Genomic DNA, 24,403 nt, shown 5'->3' on the forward strand with positions numbered 1-24,403 from the left:
GATTAAGGTCACTATATGCTCTTTCCATCAGAAGAATTAGAAGTTCAAACGCTCTCTAGCTATAAAAATTCTGTAGCAACACGACACTTAAAACCTTTTTTGTTAAGTGTCTTTTTTGTTTGTCTATTTATTTGTATTAATTTCAATATTAGCTTTCCACAATATTCTCAAATAGTTAATCTGTTTTTTATCATTAACAATAGCCTGATTTTAATACTTTTTTTATTAGTTCAATACCATAGTAAAAAAGAAACGCATTTAGATGATATTAACCATATTTGCAATACCATTTGTTTATGTGTTGGCATAAGTTTGGGCTGTGCAATTTATTTATTACACATCTACTTACCAATGCACTACCCAACGCTGGCTTTTTCCGATACCTTTTATATCACGATTATTTTAGTCACAACATCTTTGTTTTCTGCACTATGTTATTTGAGCTTTAAACTCAATTATTTCTTTTTAGTGGCTCTACCCATTACATTTCCAACACTACTTTTGCAACCAATTACACAAGAAAATGTTGCAGGATTTTTACCACTTTCATTTAATTTCATTTTTTTGTCTGTGTACCTAAGCGCCATTGTACTCAATCGAAATTATAAAAAGCATGTTAATCAAATGCTAATCAATACATACATGCTAAAACAGCAACAACGCCAAACACTCGAAGAAAAAAATAAGTATGAAGAACAAACCCAAAAAATGAAGACTTTAGCGAGTCAAAAAGAACGTCTCAGGAAAGAATATACCAATATCAGCGAAGATTTAGATGAAAAAAATCAACTGACGCATAAGCAAAAAATATTACTTCAGCTCGCTCAAAATGAATCCTACAACCATACTTGGCAATGGGATATTGAAAAAAGTACATTTTATGTCAACGATACTTTTTTCACTTTTTTACGTAACGATGCAATGATCGCTGAATATACCGAAGGCTTTATTCATCCAGACGATACAGCGCATTTTTTATCACAACTTAAAAAACATTTGAATCATACTCATGAAATTTTTGAGTGTGAGTGTCGAGTGTTCCATCAAAATGCATGGACGTGGTTTTCTACTATTGGTCAAGTGGTAGAATATGATTCCCAAAAAAATGAGCCTGTACTCATGATGGGTTTATTTAAAAACATTGAACAAGAAAAAGACAACCAAAACCAAATTAACTTATCAACCAATATTATTAAAAACCTCAATATTGGTATTATTACGTTAGATCAAGATTTAAGATTTATTAATGCAAATCCATTTTTCTGTCATCTATCTGGCTCAAAGGAAAAAGACCTTCTTGGCAAACAATTATTTGATTTGACAGATAAATATACACCTCAACAGCGTAGTTTACATTTTTCTGTTACAGATCAACTCAAAAATACGGGGAAATACATTGGTGAATTTGAAGAGAAGTTTATTTCAAGTGAACCTCTCAATCTTGGTTGGCATATTCAATCTGTCATAGACCAACAGCGTGGTACTTCACATTATATTGGTATTGTTTCTGATTTAACCGCTCAAAAAAAACAAGAAGAGCGACTTTCTTTTTTAAAAAATTATGACGATGTTACTCAACTTCCCAACCGTTTTTACTACAACTTTAAATTGTACGAGCTCATGCTCACAAAACGTAAAACATTGTCACAACTTGCCGTCATTTATTTATCAATCGATCGATTTAATGCCTTACATGAGTTTTTGGGAAATACTGCAATCAACCAACTTTTGAAAAGCACAGCAGATCGTTTAAATATCAATCACCGTGATGCATTTATTGTGGCTTGTATTAATAGAGGCGACTTTGCACTCATTTACGAGTCGGGTCAACTCAATAAAAGTATTGAAGAAGTATGTGGTCGAGTCATTCATGATTTTAATGAGCCTTTTAAAATTAATCAGCAAGATTTAATTTTAACGGTATCTATAGGAGTATCTATTTATCCTGAACATGCACTCAATGCTGAGCAAATGAACAATCATGCTCACCAAGCACTGCTTCAAGCACAGCGTTTAGGTGGAAATACCATACAATATTATTCACAACAAAAAATCAACTATACACAAGATGTAAACTTAGAAAATGAATTGAGATATGCCATCAAAAATCAAGGCTTAGAAGTTTTCTATCAACCTAAAATTAAAACCGCCAATGAAAAAATCTTTGGATTTGAGGCACTCATTCGATGGAATCATCCCCAAAAAGGATTAATTCCGCCATCACAGTTTCTTTCTTATGCAAAACAAACCAGTATGATTTCAGAAATTGGGCATTACGTTTTAGAGGAAGCCGCAAAACAAGCAAAAGCATGGCAAATGCTCGGTTATCAAGATATTAGTATCTCTATTAATATCGATCCTCAACAATTATACCGAGGTCAATTATTAGAATTACTCGATGAAATTTTAGCAAAATATCAAATTAAAGGCCAAAGTTTAGAATTTGAACTCACTGAATCTGCACTGATAGAGAAAACTGATCGAATTAAGACCTTACTTCACTCTTTGAAAAAACGAGGTCTGACGCTTTCATTAGATGACTTTGGTACAGGTTATTCATCACTGGCTTATTTGACTGACTTTCCTTTTGATGCGATTAAAATCGATCAACATTTTGTTCAAAACATTACAGATAAAACACAAATTGCTGTACTCAACGCCATTATTGCCATGGGTAAAGCGATTGGTTTAACCATTATTGCTGAAGGTGTAGAAACGAAAGAACAACTTGAATTCTTACAGCAAAAAAAATGCGATGTGATCCAAGGTTATATTTATGCAAAACCACTTTGTGCAACAGATGCAACAGATTATTTAAAAAAACATCATTAATGATCGAGTGAATCAACCCCCAATCATGCAAATGCATTTTGGTAGTTTTGAAGCTGTGCGAGTATACTAAAGTAGTGGTATATTCAAAAAATTCGACTAGCACATGCTAGATTAACCGCAGTAAATGAGATAAAAATGGACGATCAAACACTGAAACAGCAAGCGCTAATGTACCATGAGTTCCCAAAACCAGGCAAAATTAGCGTAACGCCTAGTAAGCAACTGAGTAATCAACGTGATTTGGCTTTGGCATATTCTCCCGGTGTTGCAGAGCCTTGTTTAGAAATTGCACGTGACCCTGCAACTGCTGCAAGATACACCGCTCGTGGTAACCTTGTTGCTGTTGTCACCAATGGTACTGCTGTACTTGGGTTAGGTAACATAGGCCCGTTAGCCTCTAAACCTGTAATGGAAGGTAAAGGCGTTTTATTTAAAAAATTTGCAGGAATTGATGTTTTTGATATTGAAATTGCTGAAAATGATCCAGATAAAATTGTAGATATTGTTGCAGCACTTGAGCCAACATTTGGCGGAATTAACTTAGAAGATATTAAAGCACCTGAATGCTTCTATATTGAACAAAAATTACGTGAACGTATGGGAATACCTGTATTTCATGATGACCAACATGGAACCAGTATTATTGTCGGTGCAGCTTTAATGAATGCACTACAACTCAACGGTAAAACACTTGAAAACATCAAAATTGTCGCATCTGGTGCAGGCGCGGCAGCGTTATCGTGTTTGGATTTATTGTGTGCTTTAGGTGCTCGTAAAGAAAACATTATTGTTGCGGATTCACGAGGTTTAATTACAACATCACGCAGTCAACTTGATGCTTCAAAACAACGTTATATGCAAGATATTGCACAAACACAGCTCGATGAAGTTATCCAAGATGCAGATATGTTCTTAGGGCTTTCAGCGGCAGGCATTTTAACCCAAGAAATGGTTAAAAAAATGGCGAAGCAGCCAATTATTTTTGCATTAGCGAATCCTAATCCAGAAATCCTACCAGAAGATGCCCATGCTGTGCGTGATGATGTCATTATGGCCACAGGACGCTCTGATTACCCAAATCAGGTAAACAATGCACTATGTTTCCCTTATATTTTCCGTGGTGCATTAGATGTTGGTGCAAGTACAATCAACGAAGAAATGAAAGTGGCTTGTGTACATGCAATTGCTCGTATGGCGCATGTTGAAGCAGACTCAACAAGTTACGGTGAAAAATCTTCGGCTTTTGGTCGCGACTATTTGATTCCTGGACCACTTGATCCACGCTTAATTTTAGAAATTGCACCTGCAGTTGCTAAAGCGGCTATGGATTCTGGTGTTGCAACTCGCCCTATTCAAGACATGAACAGCTACAATCAGCAATTGTCTGAGTTTGTGTATAACACTGCATTTATTATGAAACCCGTTTTTGCACAAGCAAAAGCTGCACCAAAACGTATTGCATATGCAGAAGGTGAAGATGTACGTATTTTACGTGCAGCACAAGTGGTGGTTGATGAAGGCATTGCTCGACCAATTTTAGTGGGTCGTACAACTGTAATTGAAGCCAATATTAAAAAGCTTGGCTTACGCTTACACAATGGCATTAATATTGAAATTGTCGACCAAGATAACAATCCCGACTATGAAATTATTTGGAAAGACTACCACCAAATGATGAAACGTCAGGGCGTGACCGTTGCATTTGCTCAACGTGAGGCACGTCGTCGTTCTACACTCATTGCCACGATGCTCTTAAAATCAGGCAAAGTCGATGGCATGCTCTGTGGAACGTATGGTAGTTATGACATGCATTTAGATTTTGTCCGTCATGTTATTGGCATGAAAGAAGGATCTAATCACTTCTTTAGCCTAAATACACTCATGCTCGAAGGCCGTAACCTATTTATTGCAGACACTTACGTTAATGCAAACCCAACAGCTGAACAACTGGCAGAAATGACCGTATTGGCAGCAGAAGAAGTACGTCGATTTGGTATCGAGCCACGGATTGCGTTACTGTCACATTCAAGTTTTGGTAGTGATCCACTTGACCCAAGCGCTCAAAAAATGCGTGAAGTCTATAAATTAGTCACTGAACGAGCACCTGATTTACAAGTTGAAGGTGAAATGCATGGTGATGCTGCAATTGACGAAAATATTCGTAACTTTGCTTTCCCTGACTCACGCTATAGTGGTTCAGCGAATCTGTTAATTATGCCAAACCTAGATGCAGCAAACATTTCATTTAACTTGCTCAAGTCTACGGCAGGTAATAATGTTACGGTGGGTCCAATTCTACTTGGTGCAGCTAAACCAACACATATTTTAACACCAACAGCCACAACTCGCCGTGTCGTCAATATGACTGCACTGACTGTTGCTGAAGTAATTCATCAAGGGAAATAAGCATTTAATATACAAAATGCTTTAACTTTCTAACTTGTAGAAACCTCTATTCTCATGCATCATAATGTCAAGAATAGAGGTTTTTTCATGCGTGTTTATTTAGTCGGTGGAGCTGTTAGAGATCAGCTACTTGGCCACCCATATCAAGAAAAAGATTACGTTGTGGTTGGAGCATCGCCACAACACCTAATTGCCTTAGGATATCAACCTGTAGGTAAAGACTTTCCTGTTTTTCTTCATCCAAAAACAAAAGAAGAGTACGCACTTGCTCGTATGGAACGAAAAAAAGGCCAAGGCTATCATGGTTTTGAGTTTTCAACGTCACCCAATATTTCCTTAGAACAAGATTTAATACGGCGCGATTTAACCATCAATGCCATCGCTCAAGATCAAAATACAGGGCAAATTTTTGACCCCTATGGTGGACAATCCGATTTAGAATATAAAATATTGAGACATGTCTCTGATGCTTTTGCAGAAGATCCTTTAAGAGTACTACGAGTCGCACGATTTGCTGCACGATACGCTCAGTATGGATTTACCATTGCACCTGAAACATTACAACTCATGCAGATGCTCAGTGAATCAGGAGAGCTCACCCATTTAACCCCAGAACGAGTATGGAAAGAAACATCTCGTGCCCTTATGGAACGCCATGCCGATGTTTATTTCCACGTCTTGCGTGAATGTGGCGCACTCAAAGTGTTGTTCCCTGAAATAGATGCTCTCTTTGGCATACCACAACGTCCTGAATTTCATCCAGAAATTGATTGTGGTATTCATACACTCATGTCTCTACAGCAAGCATGTAAAAATAATTACAGTTTAGATGTCCGCTTTTCAGTACTCGTACATGACCTTGGTAAAGCATTAACTCCAAAAGATGTTTTACCTCGACACACCATGCATGAATCTCGTGGTGTTGTGCCTGTAACTGCACTATCTGATCGTTTAAAAGTGCCCACAAGTACCAAAAAACTTGCGATTTCTGTCTGTAAAGAACATCTCAAGTGTCATCAAGCACTACAACTGAAACCGGGCACACTTTGGCGTTTATTACAGCGTTTAGATGTTTTAAGACGGCCAGAAAAAGTTGTAGAGTTTATCCAAGCCTGTGAAAGCGATGCAAAAGGGCGTTTAGGGTTAGAAGATCGCCCCTACCCTCAAGCAAAATACATGAAAGCGGCCATTCATTGTGTAAGAGCCATTAAGGCGCAAGATTTACCTACAGACATCAAAGGCCCAGATATTGGTGAAATGCTGATTGCAAAACGCATAGAAGCATTAGCTACACTTAAAGCAGATTTTCTCATCAGCCATGCTTAAGGCATGGTTTATGCTAAATGTGCAGGAAATGTAATCACTTGCTCTAAACGCATATGATCTTGAATAATCATTAATAAACGGTCTATGCCTAACGCAATGCCTGCACATGCAGGCATATGTGGTAAGGCAGCCAATAAGTGTTCATCTAATGGCATACATTTAAGCCCCAATTGCGCTCTCATTGCATTATCTGTATTAAAACGCTGTCTTAATACTTGTGCATCAACCAATTCATCATATGCATTTGCAAGCTCTAAGCCATTAATATACAACTCAAAACGTGCTGCAACTTCTTCTCCATCATCATCTAATTGCGTTTTAGCCAATGATGCCATTTCGGGAGGAAAATTCGTTAAAAATACTGGTGTATCAAACCCCAAGCTTGGCTCGACCATGTGTGAAAAAAGTAAATCGATATACGCCAAACGATCTTCACCCAAATCAATCTCTAAACCAACTCGCCTTGTGCTCTCTTTAAGTTGCTGTAAAGTAGCTGTTATCGGGTTTATGTCTAAACGATCCATAAAAGCATGCTTATAACTCAACACAATTGGACGAACATCAGCCAAACGGGCTGAACCACACTGCTGTAATAACTCAGTGGTTTCGTGCATTAATTGACGTAACGAAAAATGAGGACGATACCATTCAAGCATGGTAAATTCACTATTATGTTTACGGCCATGCTCATTATCTCGAAATACTTTACAAATTTGGTAAATTGGACCACTGCCACTTGCCAACAGGCGTTTCATCGCAAACTCAGGTGACGTATGTAAATAATGCTGTTGTGCTTTACCCTGTACATGCCTTAAAGTGGCAATTGAAGCCAAATGAACATCCGTAACTCCTGCAGAAGACAGGAGAGGTGTTTCAACTTCGAGGACTTGTTTTTGAGCAAAAAATGCACGTATATGCTGATACAAATCTGCACGTGCTCGAATAGCATGAAGTTCACATGTCGGTTGGTAAGTTAAATTAGGCATTGAAATCGATTCCATGAGAAGCCCATTCTCTGCGTAGAGCATAATTTTTACGCAGTGCGTCAAATGCATGTTGGGACACCATTTGATGGTCGACACATGCACGTAAGTTTCGATCGTCTTGGGCAATATCGTAAATTTGTTTTATATTTTGCTTGAGTGCCATGCGTAATGGTTGTTGAAATTGCTGGCACACAGGTAATTGGGTCGTAAAATCTTTCTGTACGCACTGTTGTAAATGATCACAAAATGCGTCATAAATCATTTGTGTTCCTCGTGCCTTGCCTTCTAAACTATATCCTGCAATATGTGGAGTCACTAATGTCACTGCATCTAGCAAATCAGCACTTATTTTTGGTTCATGTTCAAATACATCGAGTACCACATCACGCTGTGTCTGTTGTATATCCTTCAATAGTGCTTGTTCAGACACCACTGCCCCACGTGCACTGTTTAATACAATCGCTTGTGGTTTCAATTGGGAAAATACTTTTTCATTAAATAAATGATACGTTGGGTGTGTTCCTGTGTGTGTTAATGGAACATGAATAGACACCGCATCTGCCAATTGTAGTAATTCTTCAAAAGACACATGCTGAATATCTGCATGTGAAACAAATGGATCAGATCCTACAACCTGCCAACCAAGTGCATTTGCCACTTTAGCAAGACGTTGTCCAACATTACCTAACCCAACAATACCCAGTGTAAATGTTTTACCCGCAAAAAGTAATTGCGGCTTAATATATAACAGTGCGGTAACCACATATTCTGCCACTGCTTGTGCATTACAACCGGCAGCATTTGCCCATGTGATGTTTTGTTGTTGTAAATAGTCAGTATCTAAATGATCAATCCCAATGGTTGCACTACCAACAAATTTTACTGAACTTCCATGTAATAATGCTTGATTAACCTGCGTAATTGAACGCACAAGTAGAGCATCTGCTTCATGCACATCCACTGAATTTAGCGTGCGGCCGGGCAACGAAACCACCTGTGCTACATCAGAAAAAAAGTACTCCGTCAGTGCAAGGTTTTCATCTGCTATAATTTTCATAGACTTAAAACCAACTTTCTGTTTTCAATGAGTATAACCTGAATTATTCGCAACCATGTGCGTTTACTTGATTAAACTTGTTTTGGCGTCATTTTCAAAGCATTAAAAGATTGTGACGTTGGCATCATTTCAATTTTATTGACATTAATGTGTGCAGGTTGAGAAATAATCCACCACACCGTGTTTGCAATATCTTGAGGAAGAATTGGATCGGTTCGCTCATATAACTGAGTGACTTTATCAAGATCCCCCTTAAATCGAACCATCGAAAATTCTGTACCACCACATAACCCAGGTTCAATGTTAGATACTTTTACTCCCGTACCTACTAAATCAGCCGTTAAATTTAAGCTAAATTGTTGTACAAATGCTTTTGTTGCACCATAAACATTACCTCCCGGATACGGATAAGTTGCTGCAATAGAACCAATATTAACAATGATTCCACAACCACGCTTTACCATATGAGGGAGCACCCATCGTGTTATGGTCACCAAACCTGTAATATTTGTATCAATCATTTTTTGCCAATCTTGTAAATCAGAGTGGTGGGCAGGCTCCAAACCTAATGCAAGACCTGCGTTATTCACCAATACATCAATATTTTTGATACAAAATGCATCTGGTAAATTATATAAGCACTCTTCGACCATTAAATCCCGATCCGATAGATCCAAAACCAAAGGCAAAAAATGATCACCTAACTCTGCTTGAATCATATTTAACTTTTCTGATCGTCTAGCAATACCAATGACTTTATAACCATGATCAATCAACGTTTTTGAAATGTAATAACCAAAGCCCGATGATGCCCCTGTAACCAATGCCAACATAGTTTCGCCCTCATTTTGTGTATAAAAGATCGCTTAAAAGCCTTTTGACTGTATCGCTTACCATTATTTTGAAGTATGGCAAAGGTCAAAATATACTTTTGTTTACAGCCCTTTATTTATGACAAAATAATGACTCAAAAAGCAGTAACAAATTATCAAAAATTAATACATCTGTTATGCCCCAAAAGAAGACACTGTTATGGTCACGTCTAGGTATTTTGCTCAAGTATGGTCAAAACAGTCTTTTCAATCCCATCGAACTGGCTCAAAATCAGATTTAAAAATTACCATGGTAAAACATTAAAATATTGTATCTTTTTATTAAAATTAACGTTTTATCCGAAAATCTATGCATATAATCAAAGTCATTAAGACATTTATCTTAGCGATACATGTCAGTACAGCACAGAGTTATGAAATAAAGTATCGTGCTGTTATTGCTATGATTTTTAATATTCAATCTTAAAATACAACATGTAAATGGAGACACTTTATGTCTAACTACGACTTAACTAGTGTAGAACAAGTAAAAAACTTTCTTCGTGAAGACTATAAAGGCACAGGCAAGCTAGAAGGAAAAGTTGTCTTAATCACTGGTGGTGGTACAGGGATTGGTCGTGCAGTGTCAATGCATGCAGCCACAGAAGGTGCTGATATTGCCATTACAAGTCATACCTCATCGGGTGAACAAGCTCAATCTGTAAAAAAATGGGTAGAAGACTTAGGCCGTACATGTCGTGTATATGAAGTAGATTTAAGTGACAAAGATGCATGTTATGGTTTTGTAGACAACGTACTTAAAGACTTTGGCCGTGTAAATGTTTTGGTAAGCAACGCAGGTATGCAATCACCGAAAGACGATTTAACGAAAGTCTCAGATGAGCAATGGGAAAAAGTCTTTGATGTCAATGTCGATGCAATGTTCTATTTAAGCAAAGCATTATTGCCACAATTTGAATCAGGTGACTCTATCATTAATATGTCGTCCGTAAATGCTTATGTAGGTCTAAAAGAACTTGTAGATTACTCAGCAACCAAAGGTGCTATGAATAGCTTCACTCGTGCGCTATCTAACCAAGTGGCTCATAAAGGTATTCGCGTAAACAGTATCGCACCTGGCCCTATTTGGACACCAATTCAAAATACATGGGGACAAATTGATAAATCTAAAATTGATGATTTAGGTAAAGATACACCAATGCAACGTGCAGGTTTACCATGCGAAATTGGGCCAAGCTTTGTATTTTTAGCAAGCAAAGATGGTTCTTACATCACTGGCCAAACACTGCACATTAATGGCGGTATTATGGTCAACGGTTAAGCATAAATCTATGTTTAAATGGGGTGCATATAGCACCTCATTTTTATTTATACCAATACTTGCACAAGCCTCACCTCAGATGGAGTTACGTCAAATTTCCTTTTAAAGGCTCTTGAAAAATAAGACATGTCTGTAAAGCCAAAACTGTACGCAATTTGCTGTATGCTATACATTTGATGCGATGTACTACGCAATGCATCTTTACTTTTGTTTAATCGATTCGACAAAACAAATCGACCAAACGTGGTATCTTGAGTTTGAAATAACTTACTCACATAACGTGTACTGACTTGAAATTGATCTGCCACATCCTGAATACCAAAGCGACTATCATGCAAATTTTCCAAAATGAAGTGTTGTATTTGCTCAAATAAAAATATAGTTTTACGTGGCCGAATATCTTGATAACCATCTTCAACCATACAACTCATCATATTCAGTACATGATCACTAATTAGATCTTGTTGCTGATAAGACAACGTATTTCCACTAAAAAATTCTTTTAAATAGCTGTATGTAAATGGATACAATGCGTGATTTGTTCCAAATGCAACCCCACAAATATCTCTGATTCGCCCTAAGCGTCGATAAAACTCCGTTCTAGGAATTGAAATCACAATCTGGTCAAACGCTTGAACTAAATTAAGATCATATTCTTGCGTTGTATCATAAAAAGCAAACTGACCTTGTGTTAGGTTTAATTCTTGTTGGTTATATACCAGTCCCATACTCCCTTTGAGCATCAAACTCAATAAAACAACATCTTGTTGATTTGCATTTATTTTTTTATTTCTCCGTTCAACATGCTGAGACTCGCCTTTTACACGAACTATGCCAAGTGTAGAACATGATCGAGCATCTAAAGTTCCCCAAAAATGTGATGACTGAATCGCACAATCCAATGGTACAAACACTTGGCTAATGGCATATTGCCAGTAGTCATTTTGTTGTTTCATATCCACACTACGGGTATCGAAACACTGAGCAGTGCTATTGGGCAAGAGAATTGATGCCATGATTGAGTCACTTTGATCTTTCATTACTTAAAATAAAAGCAAATCTCGTACCAAAACAATTGATATTACAGCGATAACCAATACCTGTTCCGTCTCATACCATTTGTTGTTCTTTTTGAGCATACCGCTACTAAAAATAATTCAGTTATAAAAATAACTCCACAACATCGACAAAAAAAGAGTAGATCATGTCTCAATGTATTAAAGTCGCTTGCGTACAAGCTGCCCCTGTTTTTATGGATTTAGAAGGAACCGTCAACAAAACCATTCAGTTGATTGAAGAAGCGTCACAAAATGGTGCACAGCTCATTGCTTTCCCTGAAACATGGATTCCTGGATACCCATGGTTTTTATGGCTAGATACACCGATGGCTAATATGCCAAAAACATATCAATACCATCAAAACTCACTTGAGTTAAACAGTGAATCTGCTCAGCGTATTCAAGAGGCTGCAAAAAAACATCATATTTTTGTTGTACTTGGATTTAGCGAACGCGATCACGGGAGTTTATATATTTCTCAGTGGACAATAAATGATTTAGGTGAAACCGTCTCTATACGTCGTAAATTAAAAGCCACACATGTTGAGCGTACCTTATTTGGCGAAGGTGATGGCCATTCAATTCGTGTAGATGAAACCCGTTTAGGAAACATTGGTGCACTATGTTGTTGGGAACACTTACAGCCCCTTGCTCGTTATGCGATGTATTCACAGCATGAACAAATTCATATTGCAGCATGGCCAAGTTTTTCACTCTATCAACCACAAATGGCTTCCATTGGGCCAGATGTCAATATTGCAGCATCTCGATTATATGCTGCAGAAGGTCAATGCTTTGTGATAGCTCCTTGTGCCATTGTTTCTCAAGACATGCAAGATATTTTATGCCACAGCGAAGAACAGAAAAAACTCCTTGCCCTTGGCGGAGGTCATGCACGTATTTTTGGCCCAGATGGCAGAGATCTTGTGACGCCATTGGCTGAAGATGAAGAAGGTATTTTGTATGCAGATCTCGATCTAAGCCATATTACCATTGCTAAAACTGCAGCCGATCCGGTGGGTCATTACGCTCGCCCAGATGTCTTTCAGCTCATATTTAATAAAAATGCAGTAAAAAAAGTCATTACTAAGCAAGATCATGAGCAAGAACAAATCGATAAACTTTCAACAGAAACCCATGCTGAGGGCTAAAAAAGATGGAATCTGCTATTCCTAAACATTTGGAGCAGAAACGAACTTGTCCACGAAACTTGGTAGATAGTCAATATCTACCACCATTTCCTGCATGGACAACTCGCTTTGAAACCAATGCAAAACAATTTACCATTGCTTATTTTTCCATTCAGTCAAAAATGGCCATTGATTATTGTGAGCATCAACTGTTTACACAATATTTTCAAGGGTCGCATCAACCACAGTATTGGGTTCCCTCAACCTATGTGGATGCACAACATTATCACCACTTAGTGATTACTGCATATTGGTCGAACGTAGCATCTTTTGATATGTGGTCTATTGGCTCGGGTTTTCAAGCATGGTGGACTTCACCACAGCGAGAAGCTGAAAAATATGGTTATTTTTTAGAGATTTATTTTCCTAAAATTACTGAATTTGAAACTATTTTTTCCGATCAAAAAACACCAGAAGGCATAGCACACCTTGCTCAAGGTATGAGTGATGAAATGCAAGAGCATGCATACTATGGCAGCATGAGAGACCGATTACCCATTGCACAAACCACTCCACTAGATGGAGAAAAAGGCAATTTTGCAAGCATAGATACGCCCCATCAGTCATTACGTATCAAACTTAAAGGCAAAGAAAACTTGAGTCTCATCCGTTCAGGACAAGATTGGGAAAATACCACAGGTAAAGAAAGAACATTATATGTAAATGATGTTGAACCCATTTTACGTCAAGGTATGGATTTTTTAGCCAATCATGGCTTAGCAGAAGGCTGTTTTAACTGTCGCTACATGACAGTGCTTGATGCTCACACAGGAAATAAACTCAATAAAACCTTTGGCTTAGCATATTTTCGTGATTTAAAACATCTCGAACAATGGGCAAAATCCCATCCAACCCATGTAAAAATCTTTGGTAGTTTTATGAAATATGTACAAGAAATGAATTTTCAAATCAATCTTAAACTATTTCATGAAGTCATGAGTATTCCCGCCCAATCACAGCATTTTGAATATATTCGCTGCCATGAAAATACAGGGCTTTTAAACACCAATCCAGTCATAAATATTCAAGAGTAATGACGACAAAACATGCGCTTATAACATATTGCACAAGTTTTTTAAAATCAAGCATGTGCAATACATTTTAAAAATCTGCATTGGGGAAAATGATGAATGAAAATAAAAACGCTCTGGGCTTTACTAACAGCAGTGGTTGTTAGCCATGTGCATGCTCTTGAAGTACAACCAGGTGACTTTGAAGCATTACCCAATGGTACTGCCATGGGATTACTCTATTACAACTATACATCTGGTACAGATTTATATGACAACGATCATAAAGTATCAAGCAATGCAAAACTCAAAGCCAATGCTGGACTGGCACGTTTCATTTATGCCACTCATCCAATACCCAATTTAAGCATCGAACCACAAGCGATTCTTCCTTTTGCACACATCACTACAGGCGGAGATCTCGCTAAACTTGGTAAAACTACAGCAATTGGTGACATTATTTATGGCATGCCTATCAAATACATCCCCTCTTTTGCGCCTAAACATAGCTTAGCTATTGCACCATATATGACTTTACCCACAGGAAAATATGACCCAAATAGTGCATTAAATGTAGGTGAAAATCGATGGAATAGCATTTTACAGTTTGCTTGGTTGTATCATATACACCCCCAATTTACACTAGAAAATCTAATCGATGGTACGATTTATGGTAAAAACTCAAACTACTTAGGACACACAACGTTAAAACAAAATGCAAAGTATGAATATCAAAGTTATTTACGTTATAACTTATCATCAGAAACAACACTAGGCATCGGTGGTGGTTGGGTGTGGGGAGGTGAAACTAAAATTAATGAGGTCAATCAACACAATCGTAGCAATACAATTTATGGAAAATTGGTTGCTACACATTTTCTAACCTCAAGATTTCAAATCAATACCAGCGTAGGTAAAGATTTTAAGGTCAAAAATGGGGTGAAGCAAGAGATAGACACCTATGTACGTTTTGCGTACTTATTTTAATTTGATCATAAAAAAATCCACTTTAAAGAATAAAGTGGATTTTTTGAATTTGGCGGAAGCGGTGAGATTCGAACTCACGGAGGGGGTAAACCCTCGTCGGTTTTCAAGACCGGTGCATTAAACCGCTCTGCCACGCTTCCATGTGCAGTATAATATAAATCTTCTATGTATTGATCAAGTTATTTTATGACTTCAGTTGTTCAACTGCATATATTTTCACCACTTTCCAACTTTTCGCCTACAAATCAATCAATACCGCGCTATTATTCCACTTTAAACTGCTCTAACTTACCAACAAGAAGTTGAATTAAAATTTGCGATGCCCGAGATAATTGGCGTTTAGGTGCAATACACAGCGCTACCGTGAGTGGTTGTACTCCTTTTTCACGCAAAGGAATAAATACAAGCGCCCCACGCTGTATATCTGAATATGCATCTAGATAACTTAAAATAGAAATACCCATGTTTTTTTTCACTAGCGATAGCATGAGACGAATATCATTACATGTCGTCATTTGCTTTGGATTCAATTGATTTCGCTTATAAATTGCGCTCACCCGATCATGAATAACCAATGGTTCATCTGCAATAATATGGCGCTCATGATATGTCATGGACAAAGATATTTGCTTTTCTTTTGCAAGTTCATGCTGTGGAGACACAATAAAACCCAATGGCATTTCTACAAATGACAATACATCCAAATTCGTTCGTTGAATTGGATCTAAAATCACCCCAAAATCAATATCAGCATCAATGATTTTTTGTGCAATCACATCACTATTATCGAGCTGGATATTAAAATTCAACCAAGGATAATTTTGTCGCATTTCATCAATCGCATCAACAATCAAACCTTCACTCAGTGCCGTAATCAAACCAAAATCAATCGAGCCACGTTTTAAGCCTTGTATTTCATCAAAACGTACACACGTTTGCTGAAAGTCTTTTTGCCATTTCAATAAATCTGCATAGAGCAATTCACCTGCCAATGTTAGCTTTAATCCTGTTGGTAGTCGTTCAAATAGCTGTACACCTAAGCTTTCTTCAGCCAGTGCAATTTGTCGATGAACTGCAGAAACAGAAATAAATAATAAGTCAGCAGCACGGCGTAAGTTGCCTGTGCGAGCAACAGCCATAAAGTATTCAGAGAAACGAGAAAATGGAATAGTCATATGATTCTAAAAATTAGAACAGATTGTTGAAATCATTGTAATAGACGAAACAATTTTTTAAAACCATAGTATGAACAGCAACAGAACTCACCCACTTTCTTAGGCAAGTTTAAAATGAACACACCGATTACAACTAAAAATATTCAACTTCCTCGCCACTGTTCGTTCACAACCGAAGATTGGCTATTATTATCACAATATTGGTACCCTGTGGCTCGTTGCATAGATGTCACTCAACAACCTATGAAAGCCACATTGTTAGATGAACCATTGGTCATTTATCGAGTAAAGAATGAAATTGTTGTTGCTAAAGATGTTTGTCCACATCGAGGTGTTCCTTTAACACTCGGTACCCACGACAATGAAGGCGTCATTTGTCCCTATCATGGTTTACGTTTTGGTGAAAAAGGACACTGTAATCGTGTACCCTCGAGTCCACAACAAAACATTCCCACGAAATTACATTTACACACGTATCCCAGTGTTGAAAAATATGGACTGATTTGGACCTGTCTACAAACAGATACCACAACCAAAGTACCCGATATGCCTTTATGGCACGATCAAAATGTACAGCACGTGGTCTGCCCACCTGTAGATGTAGCAGGTTTTGCAGGTCGACAAGTTGAGGGGTTCTTAGATGTTGCACATTTTGCATGGGTGCATAGTGGTACATTTGCTGATGCTGACAACCAAGAAGTGCCTGATTACTCACCCATAGAAACAGATTTTGGTTTTGAAGCAGACTATTGGAGTACTGTAGGTAATTATCCTGCAAGCGCATCATTTAAAGGAGATGCTGGTTTTAAATGGTTAAGACACTTTAAATTACATGTGCCTTTTACCGCAACACTTACCATTCATTTTCGTAACCAAGGTAAAATGGTCATTATGAATGCTGCCTGCCCTGTTTCTGCAAAATACACTCGCCTTTTTGCACCATTGGTGAAAAATTTCGACTTGGACGACAATGAACAAGATATTATAGATTATAACATCAAAATTTTTGAGGAAGATCGCATGATGGTGGAAAACCAAAAACCTGAACGCCTACCTCTCGATTTAACATTAGAGGCACATATTCCCGCAGATCGTAGTTCAATTATGTTCAGACGCTGTCTTAAAAAAGCAGGTTTTGGCGATTTTTTCTTGGTCTAGCCTGAGCCTAATGTTGCACTGCGCATGTATCGCAGTGCGTAACATCATTAACGTTTATCTAATGATATTACCCCAGGGCCTGTCACCATCAGCAATAAAAACCCACCCATAATACTCATATTTTTATAAAAATTCATGGTATTTGGCATCACTTGATCACCTGTCATATTCCAATAGGGATGACCAATGATCGCTGTTGCCAATGTGAATAATGCAAGTGCCAAAGCCAAAGGGCGAGTGTAAAAACCAAGCACAATGAGCCCTGCCACAAACACTTCCATGATGACTGCAACTGCCGTAGCAAGTGATGGAAATGGAACATTTAATGAAGCCATATAGCCCACTGTTCCACTAAAGCCCAGTAATTTTGGTATACCAAATTTAATAAATAAAAAAACCAATAAAATTCGAGCCAGTAATAGCACCACAGATTTTAATGAACCTAGTTCGAAATAACGTAATGTATTCATCGGTTGAAAACCTCTCATGTTAAGATCTATTGAATTGTTGTAAGTCTATCGTTTTTATCTTTAAGTAAAATCTTAAAAAACAAGACACTGTGTTGCATATCTATAACAGCAGATCAATATGATTTAAGTCAGATCAATATCAAGCGCCTTTTTGTTCTATTTTTTAGAACAACTAATACAAAACATTGAAATAGACAGAACAGTAAAGCCTGCACATAATTCACAGTAGACAGCAACCATCGTGCTTAAAAACATGGTAAGCCATCTTATTCCAATCATTATGTTTAAAAGGTCGAGCTATGGAAAATATCCATGTAATTGTTGACAGTATGTCCCGTCAAGGTTGCAACAATATTTCACTGACCCTTGTACCAATAGATCAGGGTATAACCCTCCCTCTTTGGCAAGCAGGTTCACATATCGACGTGCACTTACCAAACAATATTTCTCGTCCATATTCATTGACAGGCAACCCACAAGATCACAGTCATTATCAACTTTGCATCAAAAAAGAAGACCTTTCACGTGGAGGCTCTAAATATGTACATGAACAACTACGTGTTGGCCAAACATTGCAAATTTCAGCACCACGTCAAGCCTTTGCACTACAAGAAACAACTACATATATACTCATTGCAGCAGGGATAGGTATTACGCCTATTTTAGCAATGGCAGAGTCATTAGATATACAAAAAAAACCATTTACGCTTTTATATTACGTTAAAAATCATAATTTTACTGCAATGAAAAAAAGATTAAGTACAGGGTTTAAATATGGAAAAGTACACGTTTTATGTAGTGATCAGGGCGAAAGCTTACGCTCCATCACACCAGAAATATTAAAAACCCCAAATATAGATACTCATATTTATCTTTGTGGCCCTGAAGGCTTTATGTCTTATTGTCATGAAATCGCAAAAGCTGAAGGTTGGTTAAACACACAACTCTTCACAGAAGCATTTCATCCACCTACACGTATCGCTGATGATTTAGCTACCGATACATTTATTGTCAAATTAAGATCTAGCGGACAAAGCTATAACGTACCCTCAGATAAAACCATTGCCCATGTTCTACAAGAACATGATATTTACGTCCCATTGTCATGTGAAATGGGAATGTGTGGTGCCTGTCTAACCAAAGTACATTGTGGCGAAATCGACCACCAAGATACAGTACAAACCGATGAAGAAAAATCTGCAACAGAACAATATATTGCTTTATGTTGCTCTCGTGCCAAGTCAGCCACTCTTGAAATAGATCTTTAATATTTCAAAGCCAACCCACACCGCCATCACTTTTTTGTTAGGTGACTTTATGAATGCAATACCTACAACCAATTTACTCAGTCGCCCATGTTATAGCCAATTCGATCCTAAAGATTGGGATATATTAGCGCAACACTGGTATCCCGTTGCTCGGATTCAAGACATCACACAAAAACCTCAACAACTGATGTTACTTGATGTCAAACTGGCCGCATATCAAACAGAAAGTGGAGAAATTCATCTTGTTAGAGATATTTGCCCACATCGTGGCGTACCTTTAAGTAAAGGCTGGGTTGAAGGTGAAGAAATTATTTGCCCATATCATGGCTTACGCTACGATGGCTCAGGTAAATGTACAAAAATCCCTGCTCAACCCGACTTAGTCAAAATTTCTGATCGCTTTACCTTGTCACAATTTCCAGTCATTTTAAAATATGGTTTAGTGTGGACGAGCCTTTTAAATAGAGACATTGAAGATGCAAATTTACCTGTACTCGACACTTGGAATAACGAGGCACATCAACCTATTCTCCCTCCCTTTGTAGACATTGCAGGTTCATCAGGCAGACAACTTGAGGGATTTATTGATGTCGCACATTTTGCATGGGTACATCATGAAGCATTTGCAGATCGAGAAAAACAGGTCGTTCCAAAATATAAAACCATTAAAACCACCTATGGTTTGCAAACCGAATATATTAGCGATGTCAGCAATTATCCACATGGATTACAACATCTTGCGCCTGAAGGATTTTTATGGAAACGTACTTTTGACGTATACCCACCTTTTTCAGCCATCTTAACAGTCGACTTCCCAAGAGATGGGGTTTTGAAAATACTTAATGCCTGTTGCCCAATATCACACAATAAAACACGCTTATTTGTTCCTCTAACACGAAACTTCGATACCACAGGTGATTTACAGGCCGTTTACGACTTTAACGCGCAAATTTTTGAAGAAGATCAAGACATGGTTGAATCACAAAAACCTGAAGAACTTCCTCTAGATCTCACCGCCGAAGCACACTTTGAGGCAGACCGCTCATCAACCATGTATCGTCGAATTTTGGCGGATTGGGGTTTAAGTCGTAAATATACAGTTTAAAATATTCTCATCACCATCATCACTGGGTGTATCATTACACCCATTTTTTGCATGCTTACAGATGCTATAAATAAATTTTTATTAAAGAAAAATATTGCAAACTTATCATACAGATAAGTAAAGTTCGATACACAACCGATAAAACACTAGTTTATTAAAAAAATACACCTAATTTTTATTTTAAGTCAAACAAAAGTATGTCTTAAAGTGATCATACTTCTCTCATTGTTATTAGCTCTTATTTTTATAGCCTTGAACGAAATTTGGTTTAAGCATCATCAAAGATTTATTTTTGGCTATGCTCAATGACGTGTTACGACCTACAGTCGTATAAAACTTGTGAGCATTAACACAGCACTCTTTGCAAGACATTTGATCAAGAGTACTCAAACTACCGCTAGAGTACATCCCAAAAATTATATTGTATGTGGGCTTGATCACTTAAGCGCGCTATAACCTGATTGCTTCAGGTTTACTTAAGAACATAGCTCGTTGAACTCTAATCCAACGAGAAAAAAAATCTGCTTTTAAACCACGGTATATTTATCTTTTACCACTGTTCCCAAAGAGTGTTTAGAAAGAATTATAAAGGGCTATTACTACCATTCCAATGCATCTAACTCGCCTGTTAAATGCTTTGAAACTTCAAACCCAGTAAAAGAATAATCAGCGACATCGTGAATATAAAACGGATCGTTTTCCATGATTCGTTTTACGTCTTCTATAGATGAACTTAACACCAAAATTATACCACCTTCACGATGTGCCCTACGCCCTGACGCTAAAAATGTCTTTTGAGCATAATACACATCCAAAAATTTTAAATGTTCATCTAAAATTTTATCTACCTCAACCCATGATTTTTTATACGTTAGTGTGACAATAATCATAAACGTTTCACTCTTTTAAATGACCGATGTGCCACTGTGCTGAATGAGTCGTGTAATACCTGTCACAATCATATCTATGGCAATAGTACCAATCAAAAGTGCAGATAACCGCCCTACAATATCAAAGTAATAATCAACAAATTTTGCATGTTTATAACGCAAGTTATCATGCATATACTTCATCAACATTAAAATAGATGACGTCATACACAAGGTCACCGCCAACACGCATATAGCACCGATGGTTTTTACTTCCATTCCCATCACAACAGAGGCACTGATGGTTCCGGGCCCAATCATAAACGGCATAGCCACCGTTCCTGCCAAATTTTCGGTCGCACCTCGTGTATCACCAATCGTATCTGCGCCTTGGAACACATAACGATAGCCAATCACTAAAAAGATAATGCCACCAAAAATTTGAAATGACTCAAAGCGTACATTTAAATATTCAGTGAAAACGGTCTCTCCACCCCATGCAAAAAACACAAACACAGCATAGGAAATAAAACTCCCTTGAATCAGTGCTTTATTAAATATTTTTGCATCTGTATTTCGAATCATTCCCGCCATGTAAATACTCATGAGGAATGGGTTCATTAATGCAAAAAATAACGCAAAAGAGTGGATATAGACACTAAACATACAATTTACTCGTTAGGAGTCACTTGGATCAGGGAAACTTAAACTTTTACCCGCTGTTTTTTCTCGGTTTAAATGCAAGAATGTTAAATGACGCTCATATTTATCTAACACATCATTAATCACTTGTTCTTTGCTATATCCCATTAAATCATTGCCCTGACTACCTTCAAATAAGAAAGTTTCCAAACGATAATAAAAGGTGTTACCAAGTTTGCTACGGCGACTAAACTCAGGTGCATGATAACGCTGTGGCCAAATTTGGTAAATAAAATTTTGCTCGTCATGCAAACCAACACTTAAATCAATATGATATAAATCATGATCATGCTCATCGGTCATATTATTAAAGACGATTGTGGCCTGTACACCCTTACTTTCTAATTCACGCATAACCTCTTCAAGTGCAGGTTTACAAATTGTGTCTAACATTTGTACTGTTGCTTTTCGACCGGGATGATGCATCACACGAGATAAACGTTGTTTCCAGTTTAATATGTCTACATTACCTACGACAGGTGCTGCATTTAATGATGTACTTTGATTACGATAATCTTCTAACCGCAGTGATTTAAATAAACCAAGCATGACTAAAATCATGACAAAACTAAACGGCAAGCCCATAATGACAGTGGCTTTTTGTAATGTGGTAATCCCATTTGACATCATCATTGCAATGGTTAAGACACCAATCACCACCGACCAAAAGATACGAATCCAATTAGGTGCATCACTGTTTACATCTTTCAAACGGTAACAAAAACTACCCAAGACAATTGCGCCCGAATCTGCCGATGTCACATAAAACAATAACCCCGTAATAAAGGCCAATACTGCTGTAAATGAAAACCACGGATAGAACGATAACAGTTTATAAAATCCAAGTTCAGGCTTAGCCAATATTTCTTGTGCAAACTGTAAATTGCCATGAATGACTTGATATAGCGCACTGTTACCCATAATAGATAACCATGCAATGGTAAACAGTAAAGGAATAATTAAAGTGCCAAGTACAAATTCACGGATTGTACGACCTCTTGAAATTCGTGCTAAAAACAGACCCACAAACGGTGACCAAGCAACCCACCATGCCCAGAAAAACAGTGTCCAATCTTTGACCCATTGTCCAGTTTGTGGATTTGAGTCTTGATGATAGGCAAATGTATCCAAAGTCATACTTGGAAAACGGCTAACATAATCACCAATATTAAGCACAAGACTGTTGAGTAAAAATGTACTATTACCTAAAAGTAAAATAAACAATAATAAACCAATGGCAAAATAAACATTCATTTCTGCCAAAAATTTAACGCCCTTATCTACCCCAGTCGTGGCTGAAATAATACTAATAGTGACTGCAAACACAACAAGCCATGCTTGTACCGTTAGACCCTCTTGTACGCCAAATAATAAGCTTAAGCCATAATTTAATTGCACTACACCAATACCACAGGTGGTCGCCAAACCAAATATTGCACCTAAAATTGCCGCAACATCTACCAAATGACCAATCCAACCGTTTATTTTATCTCCAAAAATAGGATATAACGCTGAACGTACAGTCAGTGGTAAATTATAGCGATACGAAAAATAACCCAATGCAATACCAAGTAAAGCATACATACACCAACCCGTTAAACCATAGTGAAAAATGGTTAGGGTAATGGCTTGTCTTGCAGCATCAATGGTTTGCCCTTGACCCACAGGAGGTTGCATGTATTGTGCTATCGGCTCTGCAACCGAGAAAAACATCAAATCAATACCAATACCTGCAGCAAATAGCATTGAAGCCCAACTCAGCATACTAAATTCAGGTTTAGAATGTTTCGGCCCAAGTTTTATATCACCATAGCGTGAAGACGCTAAAAACATCACAAATACAATATAAACAGAAGCAATCGCAAAATAATACCAACCAAAGGTAGATGCGACCCAGTCAAGTGTTGCATCTAGAGCAACAGTGGCTTGAGCATTAAAGAAAATAGTAAATAGTGCAAATGCCAACACTAAACCCGCTGAAAGGTAAAATACTTTACCATTGAGGCGGTCTTCGTTGACAGTTGCCTTCAGATCCTCAGAAGAGTTATCTCGATTCATGCAATCCTCTTTTTATAAAAATAAAAGATAAAAGCTTCATGCCCCTCTATAGGTCATTGAGCTCCATCTAAACCATCACGGCGTAAGACGTATTTTTATGGCAAAAATTGCGATTAGTCAGCGTTTTTTGCCGTAAAAATATCAATAAATAGCAGGTTAAAACCCAGTCAAAACCGACTTAAATTTCACGTGCACAAAGGGATGGTTGTTTAAAATTTGACATATACCCGATAACCATTGGTTTGGAAAATCAGTGATATGTACATGCTCAAGATCTCTCACTACAAAAGTATCGTAAAATCACTTAAAAGCGCAAAAATTAAACAAAAATAGACAAAATAAAATATAAAAAAACGTCTAAACTCACAAAAAATGATGCAAAAACATCTTGCATCATGGTGCGGAGTATAAGTGCTGAAAAAAAAATGTACAAATGTGTAGCTTAAAATATAAACAACAAGGCGCGATAAAATAAAGGAATAATTAAAAAATACAAATAAAAAACAAAAGACTAAACCAATAATTAAACGTTCAATTATTTTGAGAGATTAGCTAAATAATGACCATTTACTTTTTTATCAGATTTTTACCA

The 24,403-nt window shown here is 37.4% G+C and carries 19 protein-coding genes and 1 tRNA gene; 10 read left to right on the top strand and 10 right to left on the bottom strand.

Annotated features, from left to right (window positions below):
* Positions 1-15 precede the first annotated feature (15 nt).
* The 3 genes from I2F17_RS00320 to I2F17_RS00330 all read left to right on the top strand — a co-directional run bounded on the left by I2F17_RS00320 (position 16) and on the right by I2F17_RS00330 (position 6,564).
* Positions 16-2,832 (top strand): sensor domain-containing protein, encoded by a 2,817-nt coding sequence (locus tag I2F17_RS00320; protein WP_211138803.1) that lies wholly within the window; start codon positions 16-18, stop codon positions 2,830-2,832.
* A gap of 135 nt (positions 2,833-2,967) precedes the next feature.
* Positions 2,968-5,238: an NADP-dependent malic enzyme gene (locus tag I2F17_RS00325; RefSeq protein WP_196422983.1), complete on the top strand. Its 2,271-nt coding sequence runs from the start codon at positions 2,968-2,970 to the stop codon at positions 5,236-5,238.
* 87 nt (positions 5,239-5,325) lie between these two features.
* On the top strand, positions 5,326-6,564 hold the full coding sequence (locus I2F17_RS00330; protein WP_211138804.1) for a multifunctional CCA addition/repair protein: 1,239 nt from the start codon (positions 5,326-5,328) through the stop codon (positions 6,562-6,564).
* Between the two features lie 8 nt (positions 6,565-6,572).
* Here the strand turns inward: I2F17_RS00330 and epmA are convergent, their stop codons facing one another.
* The 3 genes from epmA to I2F17_RS00345 form a co-directional block, all read right to left on the bottom strand.
* A complete protein-coding gene (gene epmA, locus I2F17_RS00335) occupies positions 6,573-7,565 on the bottom strand; it encodes an EF-P lysine aminoacylase EpmA (RefSeq protein ID WP_235985880.1) in 993 nt (330 codons plus the stop codon).
* Positions 7,543-8,607 carry a 4-phosphoerythronate dehydrogenase gene (locus tag I2F17_RS00340; protein WP_211138805.1) on the bottom strand — a complete coding sequence of 355 codons (1,065 nt, stop codon included), beginning with the start codon at positions 8,605-8,607 and terminating at the stop codon, positions 7,543-7,545. The genes epmA and I2F17_RS00340 overlap by 23 nt, the downstream gene beginning before the upstream one ends.
* 71 nt (positions 8,608-8,678) lie before the next feature.
* Positions 8,679-9,440 carry an SDR family NAD(P)-dependent oxidoreductase gene (locus tag I2F17_RS00345; RefSeq protein ID WP_211138806.1) on the bottom strand — a complete coding sequence of 254 codons (762 nt, stop codon included), beginning with the start codon at positions 9,438-9,440 and terminating at the stop codon, positions 8,679-8,681.
* Positions 9,441-9,933: 493 nt separating this feature from the next.
* Between I2F17_RS00345 and I2F17_RS00350 the strand changes: the two genes are divergently transcribed.
* Positions 9,934-10,761 (top strand): SDR family oxidoreductase, encoded by an 828-nt coding sequence (locus I2F17_RS00350; protein ID WP_196422979.1) that lies wholly within the window; start codon positions 9,934-9,936, stop codon positions 10,759-10,761.
* A gap of 47 nt (positions 10,762-10,808) precedes the next feature.
* Here I2F17_RS00350 and I2F17_RS00355 read toward each other — a convergent pair whose 3' ends face one another.
* Positions 10,809-11,777 carry a helix-turn-helix domain-containing protein gene (locus tag I2F17_RS00355; protein WP_211138807.1) on the bottom strand — a complete coding sequence of 323 codons (969 nt, stop codon included), beginning with the start codon at positions 11,775-11,777 and terminating at the stop codon, positions 10,809-10,811.
* Positions 11,778-11,965: 188 nt separating this feature from the next.
* Here I2F17_RS00355 and I2F17_RS00360 point away from each other — a divergent pair, with 188 nt between their 5' ends.
* From I2F17_RS00360 to I2F17_RS00370, 3 genes are all read left to right on the top strand, one after another.
* On the top strand, positions 11,966-12,970 hold the full coding sequence (locus I2F17_RS00360) for a carbon-nitrogen hydrolase family protein (protein ID WP_196422977.1): 1,005 nt from the start codon (positions 11,966-11,968) through the stop codon (positions 12,968-12,970).
* Between the two features lie 5 nt (positions 12,971-12,975).
* A complete protein-coding gene (locus I2F17_RS00365) occupies positions 12,976-14,043 on the top strand; it encodes a phenylacetaldoxime dehydratase family protein (RefSeq protein ID WP_211138808.1) in 1,068 nt (355 codons plus the stop codon).
* Between the two features lie 96 nt (positions 14,044-14,139).
* The gene (locus I2F17_RS00370) at positions 14,140-15,006 is read left to right on the top strand and encodes a transporter (protein WP_211138809.1); all 867 of its coding nucleotides are present in this window, start codon (positions 14,140-14,142) and stop codon (positions 15,004-15,006) included.
* A 50-nt stretch (positions 15,007-15,056) separates the two neighbouring features.
* Here the strand turns inward: I2F17_RS00370 and I2F17_RS00375 are convergent.
* A tRNA-Ser gene (locus I2F17_RS00375) sits at positions 15,057-15,146 on the bottom strand.
* Positions 15,147-15,269: 123 nt separating this feature from the next.
* Positions 15,270-16,181 carry a LysR family transcriptional regulator gene (locus tag I2F17_RS00380; protein WP_196422974.1) on the bottom strand — a complete coding sequence of 304 codons (912 nt, stop codon included), beginning with the start codon at positions 16,179-16,181 and terminating at the stop codon, positions 15,270-15,272.
* 114 nt (positions 16,182-16,295) lie between these two features.
* Here I2F17_RS00380 and I2F17_RS00385 point away from each other — a divergent pair, with 114 nt between their 5' ends.
* Positions 16,296-17,339, top strand: a complete 1,044-nt coding sequence (locus I2F17_RS00385; protein WP_196422973.1) for an aromatic ring-hydroxylating oxygenase subunit alpha — start codon at positions 16,296-16,298, stop codon at positions 17,337-17,339.
* Positions 17,340-17,386: 47 nt separating this feature from the next.
* On the opposite strand, the gene I2F17_RS00390 is transcribed toward I2F17_RS00385, so the two are convergent.
* Positions 17,387-17,809: a DoxX family protein gene (locus tag I2F17_RS00390; RefSeq protein WP_211138810.1), complete on the bottom strand. Its 423-nt coding sequence runs from the start codon at positions 17,807-17,809 to the stop codon at positions 17,387-17,389.
* Positions 17,810-18,108: 299 nt separating this feature from the next.
* On the opposite strand from I2F17_RS00390, the gene I2F17_RS00395 reads away from it, so the two are divergent.
* Together I2F17_RS00395 and I2F17_RS00400 are read left to right on the top strand one after the other, a co-directional pair.
* Positions 18,109-19,077 (top strand): PDR/VanB family oxidoreductase, encoded by a 969-nt coding sequence (locus I2F17_RS00395; RefSeq protein WP_211138811.1) that lies wholly within the window; start codon positions 18,109-18,111, stop codon positions 19,075-19,077.
* Positions 19,078-19,126: 49 nt separating this feature from the next.
* On the top strand, positions 19,127-20,182 hold the full coding sequence (locus I2F17_RS00400) for an aromatic ring-hydroxylating oxygenase subunit alpha (protein WP_211138812.1): 1,056 nt from the start codon (positions 19,127-19,129) through the stop codon (positions 20,180-20,182).
* A 599-nt stretch (positions 20,183-20,781) separates the two neighbouring features.
* Here I2F17_RS00400 and I2F17_RS00405 read toward each other — a convergent pair.
* Genes I2F17_RS00405 through betT form a run of 3 tightly spaced genes read right to left on the bottom strand, consistent with a single transcriptional unit; the run spans position 20,782 to position 23,811 of the window.
* Positions 20,782-21,072: a YciI family protein gene (locus tag I2F17_RS00405; protein WP_196422970.1), complete on the bottom strand. Its 291-nt coding sequence runs from the start codon at positions 21,070-21,072 to the stop codon at positions 20,782-20,784.
* A 15-nt stretch (positions 21,073-21,087) separates the two neighbouring features.
* A complete protein-coding gene (locus tag I2F17_RS00410) occupies positions 21,088-21,717 on the bottom strand; it encodes a MarC family protein (protein ID WP_196422969.1) in 630 nt (209 codons plus the stop codon).
* Positions 21,718-21,729: 12 nt separating this feature from the next.
* Complete coding sequence (gene betT / locus I2F17_RS00415) at positions 21,730-23,811, bottom strand: choline BCCT transporter BetT (RefSeq protein WP_196422968.1); 2,082 nt, start codon at positions 23,809-23,811, stop codon at positions 21,730-21,732.
* Positions 23,812-24,403 lie beyond the last annotated feature (592 nt).

Source organism: Acinetobacter baretiae (assembly GCF_015627105.1).
Taxonomy (GTDB): Bacteria; Pseudomonadota; Gammaproteobacteria; order Pseudomonadales; family Moraxellaceae; genus Acinetobacter; species Acinetobacter baretiae.

Bases quoted from the DNA above. Each gene is read 5' to 3' on its own strand.
- I2F17_RS00320 (WP_211138803.1), top strand. From the start codon at position 16: ATGCTCTTTCCATCAGAAGAATTAGAAGTTCAAACGCTCTCTAGCTAT.
- I2F17_RS00325 (WP_196422983.1), top strand. From the start codon at position 2,968: ATGGACGATCAAACACTGAAACAGCAAGCGCTAATGTACCATGAGTTC.
- I2F17_RS00330 (WP_211138804.1), top strand. From the start codon at position 5,326: ATGCGTGTTTATTTAGTCGGTGGAGCTGTTAGAGATCAGCTACTTGGC.
- epmA (WP_235985880.1), bottom strand. From the start codon at position 7,565: ATGGAATCGATTTCAATGCCTAATTTAACTTACCAACCGACATGTGAA.
- I2F17_RS00340 (WP_211138805.1), bottom strand. From the start codon at position 8,607: ATGAAAATTATAGCAGATGAAAACCTTGCACTGACGGAGTACTTTTTT.
- I2F17_RS00345 (WP_211138806.1), bottom strand. From the start codon at position 9,440: ATGTTGGCATTGGTTACAGGGGCATCATCGGGCTTTGGTTATTACATT.
- I2F17_RS00350 (WP_196422979.1), top strand. From the start codon at position 9,934: ATGTCTAACTACGACTTAACTAGTGTAGAACAAGTAAAAAACTTTCTT.
- I2F17_RS00355 (WP_211138807.1), bottom strand. From the start codon at position 11,777: ATGGCATCAATTCTCTTGCCCAATAGCACTGCTCAGTGTTTCGATACC.
- I2F17_RS00360 (WP_196422977.1), top strand. From the start codon at position 11,966: ATGTCTCAATGTATTAAAGTCGCTTGCGTACAAGCTGCCCCTGTTTTT.
- I2F17_RS00365 (WP_211138808.1), top strand. From the start codon at position 12,976: ATGGAATCTGCTATTCCTAAACATTTGGAGCAGAAACGAACTTGTCCA.
- I2F17_RS00370 (WP_211138809.1), top strand. From the start codon at position 14,140: ATGAAAATAAAAACGCTCTGGGCTTTACTAACAGCAGTGGTTGTTAGC.
- I2F17_RS00380 (WP_196422974.1), bottom strand. From the start codon at position 16,181: ATGACTATTCCATTTTCTCGTTTCTCTGAATACTTTATGGCTGTTGCT.
- I2F17_RS00385 (WP_196422973.1), top strand. From the start codon at position 16,296: ATGAACACACCGATTACAACTAAAAATATTCAACTTCCTCGCCACTGT.
- I2F17_RS00390 (WP_211138810.1), bottom strand. From the start codon at position 17,809: ATGAATACATTACGTTATTTCGAACTAGGTTCATTAAAATCTGTGGTG.
- I2F17_RS00395 (WP_211138811.1), top strand. From the start codon at position 18,109: ATGGAAAATATCCATGTAATTGTTGACAGTATGTCCCGTCAAGGTTGC.
- I2F17_RS00400 (WP_211138812.1), top strand. From the start codon at position 19,127: ATGAATGCAATACCTACAACCAATTTACTCAGTCGCCCATGTTATAGC.
- I2F17_RS00405 (WP_196422970.1), bottom strand. From the start codon at position 21,072: ATGATTATTGTCACACTAACGTATAAAAAATCATGGGTTGAGGTAGAT.
- I2F17_RS00410 (WP_196422969.1), bottom strand. From the start codon at position 21,717: ATGTTTAGTGTCTATATCCACTCTTTTGCGTTATTTTTTGCATTAATG.
- betT (WP_196422968.1), bottom strand. From the start codon at position 23,811: ATGAATCGAGATAACTCTTCTGAGGATCTGAAGGCAACTGTCAACGAA.